The sequence below is a fragment of the Exobacillus caeni genome (assembly GCF_005747095.1).
GTDB classification, from domain to species: domain Bacteria; phylum Bacillota; class Bacilli; order Bacillales; family Guptibacillaceae; genus Exobacillus; species Exobacillus caeni.
This window is the reverse complement of sequence record NZ_SWLG01000006.1, coordinates 138459-159655: the sequence shown is the minus strand read 5'-3', so window position 1 is coordinate 159655 and position 21197 is coordinate 138459. Positions and strand designations below refer to the sequence as shown.

General features: G+C 40.1%; 20 protein-coding genes and 1 pseudogene. 6 read left to right on the top strand and 15 right to left on the bottom strand.

Annotated elements, in window-relative coordinates; genetic code table 11:
• Positions 1-107 precede the first annotated feature (107 nt).
• Together FCL54_RS09910 and FCL54_RS09905 are read right to left on the bottom strand one after the other, a co-directional pair.
• Positions 108-1736 (bottom strand): M4 family metallopeptidase, encoded by a 1629-nt coding sequence (locus tag FCL54_RS09910; RefSeq protein WP_138125892.1) that lies wholly within the window; start codon positions 1734-1736, stop codon positions 108-110.
• A gap of 578 nt (positions 1737-2314) precedes the next feature.
• On the bottom strand, positions 2315-3280 hold the full coding sequence (locus FCL54_RS09905; RefSeq protein ID WP_138125890.1) for an SGNH/GDSL hydrolase family protein: 966 nt from the start codon (positions 3278-3280) through the stop codon (positions 2315-2317).
• A gap of 176 nt (positions 3281-3456) precedes the next feature.
• Here FCL54_RS09905 and FCL54_RS09900 point away from each other — a divergent pair, with 176 nt between their 5' ends.
• A complete protein-coding gene (locus FCL54_RS09900) occupies positions 3457-3744 on the top strand; it encodes a HesB/YadR/YfhF family protein (protein ID WP_138125888.1) in 288 nt (95 codons plus the stop codon).
• Between the two features lie 41 nt (positions 3745-3785).
• Here the strand turns inward: FCL54_RS09900 and FCL54_RS09895 are convergent, their stop codons facing one another.
• From FCL54_RS09895 to FCL54_RS09860, 8 genes are all read right to left on the bottom strand, one after another.
• A complete protein-coding gene (locus FCL54_RS09895) occupies positions 3786-4097 on the bottom strand; it encodes a hypothetical protein (protein ID WP_138125886.1) in 312 nt (103 codons plus the stop codon).
• A 12-nt stretch (positions 4098-4109) separates the two neighbouring features.
• Positions 4110-4529: an acyl-CoA thioesterase gene (locus FCL54_RS09890; protein ID WP_138125884.1), complete on the bottom strand. Its 420-nt coding sequence runs from the start codon at positions 4527-4529 to the stop codon at positions 4110-4112.
• A gap of 132 nt (positions 4530-4661) precedes the next feature.
• Complete coding sequence (tlp, locus tag FCL54_RS09885) at positions 4662-4880, bottom strand: small acid-soluble spore protein Tlp (protein ID WP_138125882.1); 219 nt, start codon at positions 4878-4880, stop codon at positions 4662-4664.
• Between the two features lie 179 nt (positions 4881-5059).
• On the bottom strand, positions 5060-5578 hold the full coding sequence (locus FCL54_RS09880; protein WP_138125880.1) for a hypothetical protein: 519 nt from the start codon (positions 5576-5578) through the stop codon (positions 5060-5062).
• Positions 5579-5716: 138 nt separating this feature from the next.
• Positions 5717-5860, bottom strand: coding sequence for an acid-soluble spore protein N (gene sspN / locus FCL54_RS09875; RefSeq protein ID WP_138125878.1), 144 nt, complete (start codon positions 5858-5860; stop codon positions 5717-5719).
• Between the two features lie 195 nt (positions 5861-6055).
• Positions 6056-6184 carry an FbpB family small basic protein gene (locus tag FCL54_RS09870; protein ID WP_138125876.1) on the bottom strand — a complete coding sequence of 43 codons (129 nt, stop codon included), beginning with the start codon at positions 6182-6184 and terminating at the stop codon, positions 6056-6058.
• Positions 6185-6375: 191 nt separating this feature from the next.
• Entirely contained in the window at positions 6376-9096 is a 2721-nt protein-coding gene (acnA, locus tag FCL54_RS09865; RefSeq protein ID WP_138125875.1) for an aconitate hydratase AcnA, read from the bottom strand.
• Between the two features lie 311 nt (positions 9097-9407).
• Positions 9408-9662 (bottom strand): hypothetical protein, encoded by a 255-nt coding sequence (locus tag FCL54_RS09860; protein WP_138125873.1) that lies wholly within the window; start codon positions 9660-9662, stop codon positions 9408-9410.
• A gap of 117 nt (positions 9663-9779) precedes the next feature.
• On the opposite strand from FCL54_RS09860, the gene FCL54_RS09855 reads away from it, so the two are divergent.
• A complete protein-coding gene (locus FCL54_RS09855) occupies positions 9780-9917 on the top strand; it encodes a small acid-soluble spore protein P (protein WP_138125871.1) in 138 nt (45 codons plus the stop codon).
• A gap of 121 nt (positions 9918-10038) precedes the next feature.
• Here the strand turns inward: FCL54_RS09855 and selA are convergent, their stop codons facing one another.
• The 4 genes and pseudogenes from selA to FCL54_RS09835 form a co-directional block, all read right to left on the bottom strand.
• Positions 10039-11436 carry an L-seryl-tRNA(Sec) selenium transferase gene (selA, locus tag FCL54_RS09850; RefSeq protein ID WP_138125869.1) on the bottom strand — a complete coding sequence of 466 codons (1398 nt, stop codon included), beginning with the start codon at positions 11434-11436 and terminating at the stop codon, positions 10039-10041.
• 65 nt (positions 11437-11501) lie between these two features.
• Positions 11502-11693, bottom strand: a pseudogene (locus FCL54_RS24595) (Rdx family protein); the annotation flags it as partial.
• 248 nt (positions 11694-11941) lie between these two features.
• Entirely contained in the window at positions 11942-13831 is a 1890-nt protein-coding gene (selB, locus tag FCL54_RS09840) for a selenocysteine-specific translation elongation factor (RefSeq protein WP_138125865.1), read from the bottom strand.
• 421 nt (positions 13832-14252) lie between these two features.
• Positions 14253-15386 (bottom strand): zinc-dependent alcohol dehydrogenase, encoded by a 1134-nt coding sequence (locus FCL54_RS09835; RefSeq protein WP_138125863.1) that lies wholly within the window; start codon positions 15384-15386, stop codon positions 14253-14255.
• A gap of 338 nt (positions 15387-15724) precedes the next feature.
• Here FCL54_RS09835 and FCL54_RS09830 point away from each other — a divergent pair, with 338 nt between their 5' ends.
• From FCL54_RS09830 to FCL54_RS09820, 3 genes are all read left to right on the top strand, one after another.
• Positions 15725-17410: a DUF6044 family protein gene (locus FCL54_RS09830; protein ID WP_138125861.1), complete on the top strand. Its 1686-nt coding sequence runs from the start codon at positions 15725-15727 to the stop codon at positions 17408-17410.
• Positions 17411-17428: 18 nt separating this feature from the next.
• Positions 17429-18454 carry a glycosyltransferase family 2 protein gene (locus tag FCL54_RS09825; RefSeq protein ID WP_138126237.1) on the top strand — a complete coding sequence of 342 codons (1026 nt, stop codon included), beginning with the start codon at positions 17429-17431 and terminating at the stop codon, positions 18452-18454.
• Between the two features lie 203 nt (positions 18455-18657).
• Entirely contained in the window at positions 18658-18918 is a 261-nt protein-coding gene (locus FCL54_RS09820) for a DUF1292 domain-containing protein (protein ID WP_138125859.1), read from the top strand.
• A 115-nt stretch (positions 18919-19033) separates the two neighbouring features.
• Here the strand turns inward: FCL54_RS09820 and FCL54_RS09815 are convergent, their stop codons facing one another.
• Positions 19034-20467, bottom strand: a complete 1434-nt coding sequence (locus tag FCL54_RS09815) for a carbon starvation CstA family protein (RefSeq protein ID WP_138125857.1) — start codon at positions 20465-20467, stop codon at positions 19034-19036.
• 251 nt (positions 20468-20718) lie between these two features.
• Between FCL54_RS09815 and FCL54_RS09810 the strand changes: the two genes are divergently transcribed.
• On the top strand, positions 20719-21141 hold the full coding sequence (locus FCL54_RS09810; RefSeq protein ID WP_138125855.1) for a DUF2621 domain-containing protein: 423 nt from the start codon (positions 20719-20721) through the stop codon (positions 21139-21141).
• Positions 21142-21197: the final 56 nt, after the last annotated feature.

Here is a 21197-nt window from a genome sequence, read left to right as displayed (position 1 = left end):
TTATAGAAGGGCAAGGATTATATCTCACAAAAAAGATGACCCCGGTTTATTGGGGCCATCTTAAGGAGTTTTTGATTGTTTACCAATATTAGAAAAGCTGATTAGTTTTAGTTAATGCCGACTGCATCGAAAGATTTATTAACAGAATTCACTTCAGTGGAGCCTGCTCCATAAAGGTCAGTTGCTGCTTGAACAGCCGCGGCACGCGCCTGGCTGAATGTAGCGGAGGCTGTTAAATAAACAGTATTCATCCGGTAATACACATCACCCATCTTCTCTCTCCCGATCCCTGGAACCGTCACACCATAATGAGTACCGCCTTCACTAAGCAAATAGGCAGCTTTGTTAATAATGCCGCTGTTAGTATGGACGCCGCCATTATCATTTGTACCAGTATAACGCTTGGAATAATGGTCTGGATCACCATATTTCGTCGGATCACTCATCGAACGAAGAGCGTCCCCTGAAGTATTAGGTGTATAAATATCTTCTCCAATCTCAAAATCCGGGTTAACACCGTTGTAATACTCTGCAAGTGTCCCAAAAACATCGGATAACGCTTCATTTAACGCTCCTGATTCATTTTGATAGACTAGATCCGAGCTAGTGTCTGTCACAGCATGAGTCAATTCATGGGCTACAACATCAAGCCCTCCTGATAACGGGATAAACGTTCTTCCGTCCCCATCTCCATATACCATCTGCTGGCCGTTCCAGAATGCATTGTTATACTTTCTATCGAAGTGCACAGATGATTTAATTGTTGCTCCATTATTATCATAGGAATTCCGGTTAAACGTGCTTAAATAATAGTCATATACTACTCCGGCATTATAGTGTGCATCAACTGCCGCTGCAGCATTGCTTTCATTCAACAGGTTGTCCGAATCAGCCCAAAGGCTACCAGGCAAGAAGAATTGCTGATTACGATTCTGTGCATCGTATGTAAGTATGCCGTTTCCTCTTGTGTTATCCTGCAAATAATAGGTTCCGCCAGAAAGTGTTGTGTTCAAAGATTTCGTATCTCCGAGTACACCCGTTCCAGAGCCAACCTGATCTGTTCCTGATACGGTATCCATATCATTATATTTATCCAGGATCTCTCCGGTTTTACTATCGATAAAATAATTCCAGTTTCCTGGTTCAGGAGATAAGAAATTCAAGTTTACCAGATATGCATAACGAGCAGAATCACCTTTTGTTAAAACTACCAGTTCGCCTTTTGCACTCTTTTCAAGCATTGGATCAAATCCCAGGTCCCCAAGAGCTACATCCACTGCTTTCTTAGGACTGATTTGCCTTGCCCCTTTTAATCCTTTTTCCTGCTCAAGATTTGGCTGGACTGTACCGGAAACTACTGTAAGAACGCCTTCTTCGTTTACGGTTGCAACCTGAGTAGACCCCCAGACAGGCACACCGTTATAGACCTGTTGAAGCCTGACGGATGTGATTCCGAGTTTGTCTTTTGTTACATCTAGAACTTTAAAGGACTCCTTAGCTGCCTTTTCACCTATTTTATACTTGTCTTTATTACTATTAAAATAGTTAAAGACTATTTTTTCTGCAGAGGCATTGGAAGGGGTTGTTAGTTTTCCAGCAACAAATTCAGGTGATTTAACCATCTCATTGTATTTATAAGTAGACATGACATTTTTGGCTGCCATTGCATCCTGGGCGAACACACCTGTTGCTAATCCTACAGAAAGACCCAGTGCAAGTATTTGTTTCTTTTTCATATTCTCTCTCCCTTTTAAAATAAATGATTGTTATTTTATTTAATTTTAATTTCCAATTTTCTCATATAGGACACTTTAAAGTATTTTCCTCCTCTCATCTAAGGTGTACTAAAACGATATCATATTCAGAATATTCTTTGTATTGGGAAATATATAGCGAATTTTGTATATTTAAAGGCTTTTTTCTTTTGGGGTTTCCCAACCTCTCAGATAAGGATAGCCAATAAAAAAAAGCCCCCTGGAAGGGAGCTTCTATGAGCAATCTTTAGGAGAAAAACCTATAAAATCAAACGTATGTGCAACTGGATTAAAATCTAGGGTGACATCTTTTAAAAGCTTTTTGTCTTTATAGCTGATAATAAGTTTTATAGCCTTTAATTCGATTACATGATCCGCAGGACGTGCTGCCTCTTCCAGAGACAGGCTGAAAGACGGTTCTCCTCAGCCAACAGCCAACAAAAGTCGAACATATTCCGTTTCATCATCTATATAGCCTGACAGCATACTTGTAAGTCTATCCTCTGCATTCTTAGTAATTGAAAACATATGCCAATCTTTTCCTTTTACTTATATCATCGTTAATCACTTGATGTCTCCTCGTCTTTATGTTTTTCCATTTCTGCAAGCACTTGATTTGCAATTAGGTGATAGCCTTTTGCATTAGGATGAAAGTTGTCTTTAAAGAAAAGGTCTTCATCTACCTGGTTAAACAATGGATAGACTGGAACGAAATAAACGTTAGGGAACCGTTCGATCACTTGTTTGCTTCCTTCGTTCCAGTGTTGTAATATCGCATCGATCTCTACTACATTTTCAAAATACTTTAAAAAAGGATTAAAAAGGCCGATATAATAAATATCACAATCGGGATTCAAAGTACGGATAGTTAATAGTATCTTTTCCAGCCGTTTTTGATAAGTGATTCGCTCTTCGTCAAAATACTTCTGATCAAGAGAAAGAAAGTGGTCCCTCGCAACTTTCATTAGATCATTTCCGCCGATCGTAAGGAATATAACATCTGCATCCCTAACAGATTGCTGGACTTTTTCTTTCTTTAATATTTTCATCAACTGGGTCGTCCGGTCACCTCTGTCAGCATAATTTTTCAGATCAATAACAATGTTATCTTTTCGTTCTATCCCATCTTTCACCATCCCTATATAACCTTTTTCTTCAGCATCTCCTATCCCGACTGTCAGAGAATCTCCAAGTCCAACATATTTCGTATCATATTCGATTAGCTTCTCCTGCACTTCACGTTCTTTTTCTTCGATTCTCGCTTTTTGATTATTATTAAAATCTGCTTCATCTTTATTTTTTGTTCCATCATTTTTATTTGTCTTCTCTTTGTTCTCAGTTGCATCTGGTTCCTGAGGCTTAAAAGCAGTTACTTCTTTTTTTTGTTCTTCGGGAGTATTTTGAATCATTGCATTTTTCAACATCATGATACGAGTTTCCCTATGTTCCATTAAAGAGCGATAACCGAATATTGAGAACAATAAAATGAATAACAGGAGGCTTGTAAATCCAACTCTTTTTCTCATGATGCCACCTCCATTAAGGTAATCTCTTTTGTATTTTATGAGAAGTTGATCTTTTATTCTATAGTTACCCGATATTTTCTTTTTTTAGCTTTATTTCTTTGCCATGTGACCTACTGTTTCCTTATAATGAATAAGATGACTTTCTTACTTTTTGCATATACTAAGGAGGAATCCTAATGGATATTAAAGTAACACAGCCAGCTTTAAATTGGTTTAAAAATGAAATGGACGCTGAAGAAGGGGACAGTATACGATTCTTTGTCCGTTATGGAGGTTACAGCACGGTACAGGAAGGCTTTTCACTCGGAGTAAACAAAGAAAAGCCTGAAGAAATAGCTGCCAGCGAAACAGTAGACGGAATTGAGTTTTTTGTAGAAGAAAAAGACTTATGGTATTTCAAGGATGGAAATCTAACCGTAAAATTCAGCCGTAAGCAAGATGAAATCAGCTTTATCCTAGAATGAAGTTTGCTGATAGCAGAGCGGAAAATACCCCGTTCTGCTTCTTAATCATTTCCCTCCAGGTTAAATCTCCTAATTTGTTCCCACTGTCCCTCAGCTTTTAGAATGGAAGCCTGCTGCTGTCCGATAAGGTCAAAATGCGGATAGCGCACCCTGTCATGGATCCATTCTTTTTTCAATCCATGTTGTTCTCCCCACTCAAACAGACGATTAAGATCGCTGCATCCTGCTTTCGTTACAGTTCTTATTTCAGGACGATGCGGATCATACCAGTAATGGGTTACAAAAGCAACTTCCCCATTTAAAACTTTTCTTTTCCAAGCTTTTAACTCACTTCTGGAAATTCCAAATGCCATATCTATCTCCTTTTACTGTTCTGCCGCATTCAAGTATGCTTCATGCCAATCAGGGAAGGTTCTTCGAATGGAAATCGGTTTAAAGGTTTCCTTCCTTACACAAATATGAGTGGACTTCCCAGTGACAGAAAGCTCTTCCTCCTGGTTATAAATTTCATATGCATAGATAACCCGGAGTCCATCATATTTTTCGACCCATGTTTTTACCGTAGCAGTCTGGCCATACCTCAATGGTTTGATATATTTTAACTCCACGTCGGTAACAGGGGAAAGGACGCCCTGCTCTTCCATTTCTGCATAATTGAAACCCAGGCTGTTTATTAATTCAGTTCTGCCAAGTTCAAACCAAACAAGATAATTGGCGTGGTATACAACACCCATTTGGTCTGTTTCTGCATATCTTACGTTAACTTTTGTTCGAACAATTGTCATTTTTGCCTTCACTCCATTAATTATTACCTATCTTTATTGTATCATAATTTGTTTTCTAATCTATTTTACTTGCTCTTTTAACAAAAAGTGACTTAGATGCCATTTGCATACTAAGCCACTTATAAAAATCAATTATTTTGAAACGTTTGTTTCATCTTTTATTTCACTTCTCATCGCATCTATACTTTGTTCTCGCCGCTTATTTTTTTCTTGAATCATATGTTGTTGCTCCTTGCTATCTGTCAACGGAAGAGAATTCTCAGACTCATGGATATTTTCGATCGTATTCTGGACCATTTCTTGAAGCTTTTCTTTATTGTCTCTTCTATCATCAGGCTTCGGTACTGGCATTTTCATTCCTCCTGTAACATTACTTCAGCTTTTTGCTGACTTTTGTAGTGTGTGAGAAATCTTCGCTTCCTATTCCGATAACCAGAACATTTATTTCTAAAATATACCATTTGTTTTATAAAGCGATTCACCTATGGACCGGTAACTGTTGTTTATTAGAATTACCTTCTTTCAAAACATCAGGACTTCCTTATTACAATTGGGCTAACATTTTCTACACTAACCTCTGCGGCTTTTCTAAGGTTTTTCCAATAGGAAATGACCTCTTTACTGTGGTTTTCTTGTTCTATCGACATTTTCAGCCACGAAAGCTCTTCACTTAATCGAGACGATGATCCGATCCAGAGCTTTTTCCCTTTGATATTCAAAGTAAACGGTTTTTCAAAGTGAAAGGGTAAATAAATTCCTTCATTGTTTGGATGCAATATAATATTTTGATAAACCGTCCCTTTTAAAAGCTTTGCATAAAACAATAAAACACGATCATTTTTTGCAGCTGCTTTTTTTAAGCCAAGTAGTGCATGTTGATCGCCAAGGTCAATATTTTGTATATTTTCCTTCCAATTTAATTCTTCACGATATGGTACGAGATATCCCATTTGCTGCATTTTAATTTCTAGATTTCTATATAGTTGTCCTTCCTCATCTTCTAAATTATCCGAATATGGTAAAGGCTCTAATTTAGCTGTAATACTCATATGTAAATCCCCCCGCTCTTTTCCTATCTATATATTTTCGATACCTAAACATCGTTTTCGACGTTTTCTCCTTTTGTCATTTTTTACTATGAAATAACAAAAACCAGAAAGAACTGCAGTCTTTCTGGTTTTTGTTATTTATTTTCCTTTTGGCGGTACGTAATCGGGTTCTTCATTTGTTTTGTCAGCCATCTTTTTCCCTTTATTTCCAGGAGCCTGTGGATCTCTATCTCCTAGATGATCCGGTGAAAAAGGCTGCGGATCGCGTTTTGGATTACTCATTCTTTCCCCTCCTTCCACTATAGATTTACCATTACAACCTTTTTCCATTCGAACGCCATTCTGCAAGCCGTTAGGGGAAGAAGAAAAGAAGTCAGTAGTTGCTCAATTTCACACTGCGTGGTTCTTTTTTTGCTAAAATGTAATTTATTTCCTTTACGAAAAAAAGATACGGGAATCTAAGTCCCGTATCCTTCCTTACAAATTTTTCGCATGCTTCTCTTCAAAACGTTCTTCTATCCGTTCCATGGCTTTTCTGTCACTCAACAACTCACGCTTGTTTTCCATTATCAATTCTTTGAACGACAGTTTTTTCTTTTTCCTCATTTACTTACTCCTTTACAATAAGTTGGTTATCTTGTTAAGTATTATCGCCAATAAGTGGAATAATTATTCAAATTACCCGACTTTTTATAATCCTCATTATTACTTGATTTTAATCCCAATACGGTATGTGAAATTTAGAAAAGGCTTTAAAAAGGCAGCTCCCGAAAGAGCTGCCTTTTTAAATATAACGATTACTTCTCAAGCTTGTTTCGAAGTACCATTTGCAGAATACCGCCGTGACGGTAGTAATCAATTTCGACTTCACTGTCAAAACGGGCCAGGACAGTGAATGTTGTTTCTTTTCCTTCTGGAGAAGTTGCTGTTACTTTTAGTTCCTGGCGAGGCTTCACGTTTTCGTCAAGCTCAACTGCGAATGTTTCTTTTCCAGTCAATCCTAATGTTTCAGCATTTTCGCCTTCTTTAAATTGAAGCGGAAGCACACCCATCAACACAAGGTTACTGCGGTGGATACGCTCATAGCTTTCAGCGATGACTGTCTTGATACCAAGAAGGTTCGTACCTTTGGCAGCCCAGTCACGAGAGCTCCCCATACCGTAGTCTTTACCAGCAAGAACTACAAGGCCAGTATTCTCTTCTTTATACTTCATTGCCGCATCATAGATAGGCATAACTTCTTCTGTTGGCCAGTATGTTGTCCATCCGCCTTCAGTCCCAGGAGCGATCTGGTTACGGATACGGATGTTTGCGAACGTACCGCGCATCATAACTTCATGGTTACCACGACGGGAACCATAAGAGTTAAAGTCGATCGGACGTACACCTTTGTCCTGTAGGTATTTGCCTGCTGGCATATCTTTCGCGATCGCACCAGCCGGAGAAATGTGGTCAGTCGTTACGGAATCTCCGAATTTCGCAATCGCTCTTAAGCTGTTAAGCGCATGGATTTCTTCTGGATCCTTGGATAGGTTTTCGAAGAACGGAGGATTTTGAATGTAAGTAGATTCATCATCCCAGTTATAAAGATCTTCGTCAGTTGTCTCAAGCTCATTCCATCTTTCGTTTTGATGGAAAACATTTTCGTATTGCTCTTTAAACATTTCTGGTGTTACAGTTTCTGAAACAACCTCTTTCACTTCTTCAAGAGAAGGCCAGATGTCCTTCAAGTAAACATCATTGCCGTCTTTGTCTTTTCCGAGTGAATCTTTTTCGAAATCAAAGTCAACCGTTCCAGCAAGTGCATACGCAACAACAAGCGGAGGTGAAGCAAGATAGTTTGCTTTCACAAGCGGATGGATACGGCCTTCAAAGTTACGGTTACCGGAAAGAACAGAAGTAACAGTTAGATCAGATTCAGCGATTGCGTCTTCGATCTCTTCTTTCAACGGTCCGGAGTTACCAATACATGTTGTACATCCGTAACCAACAAGGTTAAATCCTAATTTATCAAGGTAAGGCATCAAGTTAGATTTTTCAAGGTATTCTGTTACAACCTTTGAACCTGGTGCAAGAGATGTCTTTACATAGGCAGGAACTTCAAGTCCAAGCTCAGCAGCTTTTTTAGCCACAAGGCCAGCACCAAGCATTACGGAAGGGTTAGATGTATTTGTACAGCTAGTTATCGCAGCGATTGCAACTGCACCTGTTTTCATCTTAACGTCTTCTCCGTTTTTAAAGTTCACTGTCGCTTCTTTTTTAATTTCATCCGGACCAAGCCCGAAGCCCTGGTTTCCAGCTGGAGCTACAAGCGCTTTGTTAAATTCCTCTTTCATAAGAGATAGAGGGATCAAATCTTGAGGACGTTTAGGACCGGAAAGACTCGGTTCAACATCACCAAGGTCGATTTCAACAACGCTTGTAAAGTTTGGATCTTCATGTTCTGGAGTGTAGAATAATCCATTCGCTTTGCAATATTCTTCAACAAGCTCGATTTGTTCTTCCGGACGGCCAGTTAAGCGCATATAGTTAAGCGCTTCTTCATCTACCGGGAAGAAGCTACAAGTCGATCCTTGCTCAGGTGCCATGTTCGCGACTGTTGCCCGGTCAGCTAGAGGCATTGTAGAAAGCCCTGGACCAAAGAATTCAACAAACTTGCCTACAACTTTCTTTTGACGCAATACTTGCGTTACTTTCAGTGCAAGATCAGTTGCAGTTGTACCCGGCTTTAATTCGCCAGTCAGTTTAACACCGATAACCTCTGGTACAGGGAAGTACGAAGGCTGGCCAAGCATTCCTGCTTCTGCTTCGATACCTCCAACTCCCCATCCTAGAACACCAAGACCGTTAATCATTGTCGTATGGGAGTCAGTTCCGAATAGAGTATCCGGGTAAGCTACAAGCTCACCATCTTCTTCGTTTTCCTGAACAACATTCGCGATGTACTCAAGGTTAACCTGGTGGACGATACCAGTCGCAGGCGGCACTGCACGATAGTTTTCAAATGCTTTTTGTGCCCAGCTCAAGAACTTGTAACGTTCCATGTTACGTTCGAATTCTTTGTTCATGTTGAACTCAAGCGCATCATCTGATGCATACTTATCAACCTGTACAGAGTGGTCGATAACAAGGTCAACTGGAATTTCAGGATTAATTTTATCAGGATTTCCGCCCATGTCTGCCATTGCTTTACGTAAGGAAGCAAGATCAACCACTGCAGGAACCCCTGTGAAGTCCTGAAGGATAACACGAGATGGCTTGAATGGAACATCGATGTCTTTAAGCTCTTTTGTTCCCCATTTCGCAAGGTTTTCAATGTGTTCTTTTGTGATTACTTTTCCGTCGTATTGACGCAGCACAGATTCAAGAAGAACCTTAATTGTGTAAGGCAATTTTGTAACATCGCCAAGACCGGCATCTTCCAGTGCTTTCAGGTTAAAATAGTGATATGTTTTACCATTCGCTTCGAATGACTTCTTAGCGTTGTAAACATCATTATTAACATTTGTATTTGCCATATGTAGTTCCCCTCCTCAACTATCCATAATACCTTAAAAATGAAAATTTGTCGAAAATGATACTCCTTATTTTTTTATATCATTTCCAACTTCCCTTACTTATCTTATTCGATTCCTATTCATAAGTAAATAACAAGAACGTTATCAAGTACTATAAGAATTTCTTATCACCATTTTACAGGATAAATAAAACTCGGCGACTTATAAGACAATATCTTTAATCTTAACTTTTTTACTGGCGTCTAACCTGTTCTATGATAAAGAGCTATAATTTCTTTCGAAGAAAAAAGCCCAGTGGCGGGCTTTTTTGATTATTCTATTATCTCCTTCTGGATAGCGGAAAGATCCTGCTGAAATTGTTCTAGCTGTTCCCTTTGATGCTCTGAAGCAACTTCAAGTGCATTTTCAATTTGCATTACCGCTTCCCCCACCTCTTTTTGAAGATGCTTAAGTTCTGATCCGTAATTACTGCTAGTTTTCACTAGATTATTTTTTGCATCCGTGACCTGTGCATACCCTTGCTGTGCAGCCTGAAACGCCTGTTGTTTGTCCTTATGGTACGGCATAATTTATTCCTCCCGGTTAAAAAATGTATCCATATTTTCCGCAAAATCAGGAAATAATATTCCTATGCAATCATATCCACAAATTTAGAGGGGTCAGACCCCTGAGGAGGTTTCTCTATGACTGAAAAGCACAATGCAAAGGATATTCGTAGAAACGCATCGAGAAACGGTGGTTCACAGCCTGAGCCGCTGAGCGGTTCCAAAAAGGTGAAAAACCAAAACCATTCCAGGCAAAATCACGGGGAAGGGCATTAAAAAAGACTGTCCCATAAGTGTCTGGCTCTCTCCGTTTAACACAGTATCCAGGGGAACTTGTACCAATGTTCCCCTGGATACTGTGTTGGAGGTGCCTGACACTTTGCTTTTGAGTCAGCCCCTACAATATTTCTTTTAACGCTGTGATTATTTCACCTGTTTCTTCTTCATTTACAGTCCTTAGATCAAACAACGCTTTTTCATCCTTTATTCTGCAAATGATCGGAACCGGCCTTTTACGTAATCGATCTGCAAGCTGCTTTGAAGAAATGGCACTATGTTTGATCTCTACAACAAAAGTAGGCAGTCTTACATCCGGCATCGTTCCTCCGCCAACTTTAGAATCCTCCTGGCCTAAACTTACCTCTATATCTTTGTTCAACGACTTAAGCTCTTCAACAAAGCAGCCGGCCCTTTGTTTTATCGCTTCTTCAGATGCTAAAATATCCCGGACGGTCGGTATCTCTTCTGCAGCTGATCCTTTAACATATTCCTTCAAAGTAGCTTCAAGGGCAGATAAGGTGAACTTATCAACTCTCAGGACCCTGGCGAGCTGGTGCTTTTTCAATCGCTCTATCAGCGATCTCCTACCTGCAATAATTCCAGCCTGCGGTCCGCCAAGCAATTTATCTCCACTGAATGAGACAAGATCTGCCCCTGCTTTTATCACTTCCGAAACAACCGGCTCATTTCCGATTCCTGCACTTTTAAAATCGTAAAGAGCCCCGCTCCCTAAATCTTCATAAAAGAGTACTTCTTCATATTGCGAACTCAGGTCAGCCAGCTCTGCTGTACCGACTTCCTTCGTAAACCCAATAATTGAAAAGTTGCTGCGATGTACTTTCATAACCATGGAAGTGTCTTCCGTTATTGCTCTCTCATAATCAAACAGGTGGGTTTTATTTGTGGTCCCTACTTCTACCAGACATGCACCACTCTCTTCCATTATTGAAGAAATTCGGAACGAGCCTCCTATCTCCACCAATTCTCCCCTTGAAACAATAACTTCTTTCTGTTTCGCAAGGGCTGATAGTATCAGGTATACAGCAGCCGCATTATTGTTAACGACCATTGCTGCTTCAGATCCAGCAACTTCGCAAATCAACGATTCGATGATGCTGTGCCTTGACCCTCTGTCTCCGGTTTCTAGTTTATATTCCAGATTCGAATAAGATTCAGCTGTTGCAATGAGGCTTTTTACAGCAGCTTTACCGAGCCTCGCTCTTCCTAAATTGGTATGTAATACTACACCTGTCGCATTGATCACTTGTTTTAAGCGGGTCTGATTGAAAGCAAAGGCTTTTTCTTTAGCAGTATCCAACATGCTTTTCTTAAACTCGTCCCTTGTTTTCTCTGGACCTTCCCATTCACCCTTCAAGATATGTGTTCTGATCTTTTCCAGTTCTTCTTGTAAAATTTTTGTTATGACTTCTGTCGGCAGTTTTTCAATTCCTTGCATTTCATTTAACTGTGATTGAAGTTGATGAATGGGTGGAAGCTCACGTAGCAAATGTTTCATTTTCGGGCTCCTTTCCAGCTAAAGCAGGCAAAAACTAGTAAAAGACATCGGTTTCGATGCCTTCCCTAACGATCAACCTGTTGAATCTGGTCAATAATTTTCTTTGTATCAGGAAATCTTCCCGTCTCATGCTTAGAATATATTTTCGTTCCGTTGACTGTAACTTCAAAAGCCCCTTTGGAGCCAGGAATTAATTCCATTAATGCGATGTTATGCCGAAAATGGCTGAAAAGCTCTTCCGCGAAACTCGCGGCTTTCGGTGCATAGTTTCACTGCATGCAAAACTCGATTGAAACTTTATGGCTCACGTCGTTCACCCCTTCCGATCTTGCTTCTATTCCGGTGTTATCTACTATATCACTTAAAAAGGGCATTTCATAGAACTCCATGTTGCAGCCTTATCCATTAAATACGTTTATGTCCAATGAAAACTTTATGAACGATGCTATATTTTTCAGTCTAGAAAGTTAATCTGAAAGCCAATCTAATTAGTTAAAGGAATTACTCAAGCATTCTTTTTCCATTTTCTTTCCTGTGCATCTCTTGTTGTGTACCCAAGCCGGTCCAGCAATTCAAGAAAAGGGACGAGATATTTTCTGCTAACACCAAGGACAGATTTCGCCTCTTGAAGGGAAAATCCTTCAGGATAGTTCTGTTTCAATTCTTGCACTAAACGTTCCACGTTTTGTGTGTGAACATAGTTTTTATCATCAAGGGAAAATGCGTGCCTTTGATTTTCAAGGTAATTTATAAAATCCGAATGCAGCTGTACAGGAATGTTTTGTTCGGTTAGTAAATCTGAAATAGCAGCTACTTCTAGACCTTGTTGTTTTATTATCGAAAGTACAGTTTCCATTCGTTTTTTCCATTGTTTTGGAGGGTGTGGGACAAACCCCTCTTTTGCAATAAACGCACCTCGCAGTTCAACGGTGCGGTCTTCCAACATCGACTGAATCGTATGCTCCACAAGCCGGGAAGGGTAACCTCCACTGAATGACTGGACCAGCTCTGCTTTTAATAATCCTTCTTTTAGAGGAGCATCTTGATGAAGTTCTTCCAGTTGCTCGATTATCTCACCTTTCATTTTTTCAACCTGAACGATCGATGTGATCGATTTCCCAACTGAAAGAAAAGGGCTTTTTTCTTCCTGTAAAAGATCCTGCAACACTTGTGATGTTATTCCTAATTCTTTGATAATCATGTCGGTTGCAATCATTTTTTGTTCGTTGATTAATGCTGTTATTCTCTCAGAAGGAGTCCCCTGCTCCATCCGCTTTAATTTTTGTATTGTCTCCTCTCCAAAACGGTATTTTTGTCCCGATACGTTGATGATTCTTCCCCCTGCAACCGTTTCGGCAGGAGATGGCCTCCTTATAATAAACCGGTCTTCTTTCTTTGCTACAATGGGCTCCTCAAGTCTGATCTGGCATAGTATTGCCTCTTCTTCTCCGCCTTCCATCTTATTTCGATCGAAAAATACGATCTTACCCATCACCTCAGAAGTCCCTATATGGAGTTTCACAGGGGAACGTTGTTTGATTGGGCTTTCCACAAGAGAAGTACCTCTAATTACAACATCTATCGTATTTGTTACTGCATAGGAATCCGAATCAACAACCACCTGCCCTCTACGCAGCACTTGCTTGTCGATCCCTGCGAGATTCACTGCTACCCGTTGGCCTGCAACTGCTTGTGAAACTACTTTATTTTGTGATTGCAGCTGCCTGACCCGGGGATTATATCCTTCCGGTAAGATCTTCAATGTATCTTCTTTTTGAATCATTCCATCATAGATGGTTCCCCTTATAACTGTTCCGTGTCCTTTTAAAGAGAACACCTGATCGATCGGAAGGCGAAGTGCGCCGGAAGAATTTCTTTTCTTCACATCACCCAGGAGGCTCTGCAACTCTTCTTTTAGTTCAGGCAAGCCTTTGCCGGATACACTATCAACTGGAATAATAGCAGCCTTTTCGAAGGCTGTCCCTTTTATAAATAGCCGAATATCATCTTTAACCAGCGCTAACAGTTCTTCGTCTACAATATCAGCTTTCGTTACAGCGATTATAGTGTTTTCCACGCCTAATAACGATAAAATTTCGAGATGCTCTTTTGTTTGCGGCATCACGCCTTCATCTGCAGCTACTACTGCGATCACTGCGTCAATTCCTGCAACACCTGCAATCATCTGCCTGATAAACCGTTCGTGTCCCGGAACATCAATGACTGATACTTGCATGTCCTCAGATAAATGAAAAGGTGCATAACCTAACTCTATTGAAATCTTTCGTTCTTTTTCTTCTTTTAAACGATCAGTTTCGATCCCTGTTAACGCTTTAACCAGTGTGGTTTTTCCGTGGTCAATATGACCTGCAAGCCCGATTGTATAATAGTCCATCGTGTTTCCCCCGTGTCTTTTTCTTTGCTTTGATTATACTTTAAAAAAAATGAAACCAGTCTGCAAGAAGTTAGCATATAGGAGTTTCTGTTCTGGTACATACTACTTGGAGAAACCACTTTATTTAAAAGGAGCGATATCCATGGAGTTTTGGATGGGTCAACGTGTGGAATATGAAGGGGAGCAGTCGTAAACAGAGGAGCGAATCCAGACGAATTCTTGATCGCTTTTTCAGAAGTCGAAACCCTGTCCCTTTCTTCAGACCTTTTGAAACCGGTGCGGGTCGAAGAGAAGTAGCCGTTACATTCATATAATGTGAAACTTATTAAGCAACAAAGAACGCGAAAAGGCCCTTTAGAAAAGAGGCAGAATAACCGCGGAAACTTCCCCGAACGTGTTGTCTGCCTCTGTTCGTTAATTGCTATGGTTTTAAAATTACTTTAATGCAGTTATCTGTTCTGTCATGAAATTTTTCATATCCTTTTTGCGCATCTTCTAACGGAACTTTATGAGTGATAATATCAGTAGGATCGAACTCTCCTTTTTTTATCATATCAAACAGCTTCGGCATATAATGGATGACAGGAGCCTGTCCCATCTTTAAGGTTACGTTCCTTGAGAAAAACTGGCCGAGCGGAAAGGCATTATACATTAAGCCATAAACTCCTGTGAGCTGAACAGTGCCAAACTTCCTGACCGCTTTTGAAGCTGTTTCAATCGCACTTAGTGTACCTCCCTGCATTTTTAAAGCAGTTTCAACTTTTTCTACCGGGGACTTTTTGCCGTCCATACCGACACAGTCAATGACAACATCTGCTCCGCCCTTCGTTTCCTCTTTCAGTAAATTACCAATATCATCCATTTCTTCGAAGTTATAGGTTTCTACATTATTCGTATTTTTAGCGTGCATGAGGCGGTATGAAACCATGTCAACTGAAATAACACGTTCTGCCCCTTTCATCCATGCGAACTTTTGGGTTAAAAGCCCGACAGGTCCTGAACCAAGCACGATAACTGTATCTCCTTTTTTAACTCCACTGTTCTCTACACTCCAGTATGCCGTTGGTATGATATCAGATAAAAAAAGGACCTGTTCATCGTCCAGTTCAGCATCTTCTGGAACAACGAAAGATGAAAAATATGCATAGGGGACTCGTAAATATTCTGCCTGTCCCCCTGGATAGTTACCAAACTTTTTTGTATATCCGAAATAAGCACCAGAGTCAAAATGCGGATTTGAATTATCGCACTGGCTCTCCATGTCATGGTTACAATAATAGCAGTGCCCGCAGGCAACATTAAAAGGAATGACGACTCGGTCGCCTTTTTTCAATTTGGTAACTGCAGGCCCCACTTCTTCCACAATTCCCATCGGTTCATGGCCGATAATATAATCGTCCTGGATCGGTATCGTCTTTTTGTAAAGATGTAGGTCTGAACCACAAATAGCGGTGCTCGTTATCCTTACGATCATGTCATCTTCTTTTTGGATTTTAGGTGCATCAACATCTTTCACCTTTACTTCTTCGCTGCCCTGCACTGTAACTGCCTTGATATTACCACTCCTTTTTTCGGTTTATAGGTAGAGACTTCCTTTTTCCATGTTTCCTTAAACCGCTCTAAGACATGAAATTAAAATCGGTACAAATCAACCATTGCTTTGTCATCATTTCAAATATGTTTCTATGGAAGTCCTGATCCGGGTGTATTTTTCAACAGCCTGATAAAAATAGGAATGAATTCATTCCTAAAAACCAATACTGTCTACCGATGGTTGTTCGCCATTAAAATACTTTTATATCTTTTTTAGGCGTTTCTTAAAGCTGGCATATAAAGTTTTAAACCTTCTTTTAACGAAGTCTATATCATTAACAAAGAACGGGAAGTGTTAGGATGCGTGGTCATTTACAAAACAGAGAAAAAACCTATTTGCTGATCGCTTCCATTCTCCTTGCATTCTTTGTATCCCCTTTATTTATCCTTGGAGAAAATGCTCACATTCGCGTTCATGACAATCTTGATTCTAATCTTGCCTGGTATAAGGTTCTCAATGAAAGCGGTGAAATGTTCGGGCCGATCGATGCCAGGATCCCACAGGTAATCAACGGAAATTTATCGCGAAACGCCTATGGGACCGAGTACAGCGGGATCGTTCTTCTGCATGCTTTTTTTCCATCTATGACTGCATATGCGATAAGCCAGGCGATTACGAGATTTTGTGCTTTTCTTGGGATGTTTCTTTTATTAAGATGGCATTTTATTAAAGACGAGAGTGCAAGCATAATAAGCGTCGGTGTTGCTCTCGCCTTCTCTTTTACACCTTTTTGGCCTTCTGGAATGCTCAGCACACTTGGATTCCCGCTCGCTTTATGGGCATTCCTTAACATCCGAAACGGAGATTATTCATGGGAAAATTGGCTTACTCTTGCATTGCTTCCCCTTTATTCAAGCCTGGTACTCGGGTTTGCCTTTTTTTTCGTCGGCATAGGCCTGTTATGGTTGTGGGATGTGGTCATGAAAAGAAAATGGAACTGGCCGTTTCTGGTAAGTATCGTTTTTATGTTTTTGGTTTTTTCACTTGCTGATTATCGGCTCGTTCACTCTTTAGTGTTTCCGCACGAATTGACTCAGCGAAGCGAATTTGTTTCATCAAGGCAAAACTTTCCCCATTCCTTAAGGTTGTCACTGAAAAATTTTATAATTGGCCATACCCATGTTATGACCGTCCACACTGTGGTGATCTTGCCGTTATTGCTGATATGCCTTTTCATCATTCCTTTTATTAAAAAAACAAAGCTCACAAAAGCCTTTTTGTTTTTGTTTATGCTTAACTATGCCCTCTCTCTCTGGTATGCGTTATGGTTCAATGAAATGTGGCAGCCTCTAAAATCTCAGTTTGCGATTTTAAGAACTTTTAACTTTGCTCGCTTCCATTTTCTGCGTCCTCTTGTCATTTACTTAAGCTTTGCTATCGGCTGCTATATTATCTGGCGGCTCGGCAAAAGGTGGCGCCCTTTTATTGTTGCTGCTGTGGTTTTACAGATTGCTGTGCTAGTGCCTTTCAATGAAGAGATCCGTTACGGTACGTTCGACACTCCTACATTCAAGGAATTTTATGCGGTGGAGCAGTTTAAAGAAATTCAAAAATTTATAGGAGATCCGCAGAGTTCCTACCGGGTTGCAAGCATCGGGCTTCACCCAGCGATCGCCCAGTACAACGGCTTTTATACACTAGACACGTATAACAACTTTTATCCGCTTACATATAAAAAGCAATTCAGGCAAATAATAGCAAAAGAACTGGAGAAAAACGGGATTCTCAAAAGGTATTTTGATGACTGGGGCAGCCGCTGCTATATCTTCGTCGATGAACTGGGGAAAAAATATGAGTTCAAAAAGGATTCCAAAAAAAAGATTCATAATCTCCAGCTTAATACAGCAGCGTTTAAACGTTTGGGCGGGCGTTATTTATTATCGTCTGTGCCAATTTTAAATGCTGCAGAAAATGACCTTATGCTTGTAAACACGTTCAATCATCCTGATTCAGCCTGGAAAATTTATTTGTACAAAGCAAAATAACCGCTCACAGTGAGGAGGATACTTTTGAACCAGCCATTGTTGACAATCGTTATTCCATGTTACAACGAAGAAGAAGTCCTCAACTCAACGATTTGCCAACTGTCGAATGTGTTAGAAGATTTGATCAGTGAATCGCTAATTTCAAAACATAGCAGATTATTGTTTGTGGATGACGGAAGTAAAGACAGAACATGGCAGATCATAAGGGAAAGACATGTCAATCAATTTCATGTTACCGGATTAAAGCTAGCAAGGAATGTCGGACATCAAAAAGCATTGCTTGCCGGACTGGAAAAAGCCAGAAAAACATCGGATTGCGTCATCTCGATCGATGCGGATCTTCAGGACGATACAGCTGTGATAAAGGATTTTATCTTAAAGTATCTTGACGGCTGTGACATCGTGTATGGAGTACGAAAAAAACGGACTACCGATACGTTTTTCAAAAGAACTACCGCTACCGGGTTTTACAAATTTATGACGAGTATCGGCATCCCCCTGGTTCCAAACCATGCGGACTACCGCTTGATGAGTAAACGGGCACTTGAAGAATTAAGCAAGTTTACCGAATCTAATCTCTTTTTGCGGGGGATCGTCCCGATTATCGGTTTTAAATCTGCCTGTATCTATTATGACCGGAAAGAGCGCCTTGCGGGAGAAACCAAATACCCATTGAAAAAAATGCTATCGTTCGCATTTGACGGCATTACCTCTTTTAGCATCGCTCCGATTCGATTTATCACAATATTAGGGTTCATCCTGTTTTTGCTAAGCGGGGTTGCGGGTGGATATGCACTGATTCAGAAGTTTTACGGATACACGAGTTCTGGATGGACTTCATTGATTATTTCGATCTGGTTTCTTGGGGGCTTGCAGTTAATAAGCATAGGCTTATTAGGGGAATATATCGGCAAAATTTTCGTTGAGTCAAAGAGGCGGCCAAAATATGCCGTTGAAACAGATTTATTTACCAGTCCAGTGGAGAACATGAAATCAAAAAGAGCCAGAATAATCTTGGAAGAAATGAAGCAAAGCAGCAAATGATTCGCTCCACCTTCGTCCGTATGTCAAGTTATTTTCTAAACATATGTGTCCTTCATGCGAAGGTTACATCAATATGCGGAACTTTGTTTTATACCTATCTTAACATTTCAGAGCAAAAGCAGTTCGTTTTTCCAAAATGATAATGCATAAAAAAGCTCTTTCTTCTGAAAAACTATCGATCAAGTTTATACTGGGAGGGTACCATGAACAATATAAGGGATTTTGTAACAGTTAAGGATGAACAGGGAAATACAAAGGAGTTTGCCGTAGAGGCGTTGTTTGATATGGATGATCACACTTATGCCCTTTTGACCGATAAAGACGAAACTGTAGTGATGAAAGTTGAAGGCACTGCAGAAGAACAATTTCTTGTTGCAATTGAGGACCAGGACAAAATCGACGCTATCCTTAGCGCCTACCAAATCGCTGTGGAGGCTTCTCCTGCGAGCGATGAAATCCAATAAGTTTAAAAAGGCCGGGAACAAGTAAAGTAACAACCTGTTCCCGGCCTTTCTATGAAGTATATGTGTGATTAACAACTCATCGCCGCCAAAAGGCACTGCAAATGGCTAATTTTCATTAAGCTGCTTTAGAAACCCTTTGTTTTTGATGGCTTTTCATTGATACAACTTTTAAATTAAAGGCAACCAAAACTACCACCGCTAAACTTGAACCTAACACGACCGATAACCGATAAGGAAGATGCAGACCTTCTGGCGCATAAAATATATAAGTTGAAACCGCGAATGTCATAAAAGTTGCAGGGACACTGCAGATGAAGTGGTTTTTATAATTATTCAATAAATAAATTGCTCCCGTCCACAGCATCACCGTTGCCACTACTTGATTTGTCCATCCCACGTATCTCCATAAGAATGAGTAGTCGAGCTGTGTTAAAAGAAACGTCGGAACCATTACCGGAATCGTCATAAAAGCAGCTTTTTTGCTTGTATCTATCCGTATGAATTTGTTGAGCAGATCAACAAGCATCATGCGGGAAGAACGTAACGCAGTATCTCCTGTAGTGATAGGTAAAACAATTACTCCAAGAATCGCTAATACTCCTCCAAGTTTTCCTAATAATGTACTGCTGATTTCGTTTACCACTGCTGCGGGACCGCCGTTTGCCAGCGCTCCCTGTAAACCATCAGGCCCACCGAAGAATGCCATCCCTGCAGCTGCCCAGATCAGAGCAATAATGCCTTCAGCAACCATTGCACCATAAAACACTTTCCTCCCATCGCTTTCTTTTTTCAGTGTTCTTGCGATAATCGGGCTCTGTGTACTATGGAATCCAGATATAGCACCGCAAGAGATTGTAACCATCAATAAAGGCCATACCGGGAGTTCACCGGGATGCATATTGGAAAAAGTAAGATTCGGCAGTGGCTGTTCCATAAAAAACAAACTGAATGCAATCGAAACAGCCATAAAAATTAAAATAGCCCCAAACAAAGGATAGACCTTACCGATCACTTTATTCACCGGCAAAACAGCTGCAAGGACAAAGTAAATAAAGATAACGACCAATGAGGCCATGAACCCTAACGGCGTTATTTCCGCGATCAACTGCGCAGGACCAGCTGTAAAAGCCGCAGCAACGAGTATCATTAGGACAAGGGAAATAACGTTAATAATTGTCTTTGCAGCACTGCCTAGATATCTTCCTACAATCGAAGGATATTGCTCACCATGATGCTTTAATGAAAGCATTCCAGAAAAATAATCATGGACAGCCCCGGCAAATATAGAGCCAAACACAATCCAAATAAACGCTACCGGTCCATAGAGCGCTCCCATGACTGCACCAAAAATCGGGCCAAGTCCGGCAATATTAAGAAGTTGTACTAAACTTCCCTTTAGCCAGTTCATCGGCATAAAGTCCATACCATCATTTTTGCTATAAGCAGGCGTTACACGATGATCATCAATACCAAAAATTCGTTCGACCACCTTTGAATAAAAAATATAACCAGTGATTAGTAGGATTACTGAAGCAACGAATGTCACCATGTCTTTCGCCTCCTTTAGTTTTTTTAGAATTTAAAGAACATTTTAATAGTGAAAAGCACGAAAGACAATATACTTTTTAGAAAAAACATGTAATTCAGTTTATTTAACCGTTTTCATTTAAAATTTAGTTATTTTTACCTATCCAGCAATCCAGTACTTTTTTCTGTCACTTGATTTTCAAGTATGACTAACGGTATAATGTCACCTAGTAATTATCATACAAGAAACATGATTATGAAGAGGTGAAACCTTTGGCAGGCTGGTTTCAATGGTTTATCGTATTATGGTCTATCTTATTGATTACATTGTTCTTTATAGGCGGATATTTTATGTTCCGCAAATTCTTAAAACGGCTTCCGAAAGAGGACGGCAAATCGATCCTTGACTGGGAAGACTATTATATTGAGAAAACAAAACATCTCTGGTCACAGGAACAAAGGGATCTTCTTGAAGAACTTGTAAAACCGGTACCTGAGCTGTTTCGAGATGTTGCCAGGAATAAAATCGCTGGAAAAATAGGGAAAATCGCAGTCGAACAAAACGCAAAAGAAATGAATCAGGAGATGATTATCAAGGGGTATATCCTTGCTACTCCTAAAAGAGACCACAAGTGGCTGATCAAAACGTTACATGAAAAGCATATTGACGTTCAGCCTTACCAGCATCTTTTTTAACGCTTTAATGCATAAGAAAAAACTCGCTTGGCCAAATGGCTTAAGCGAGTTTTTTC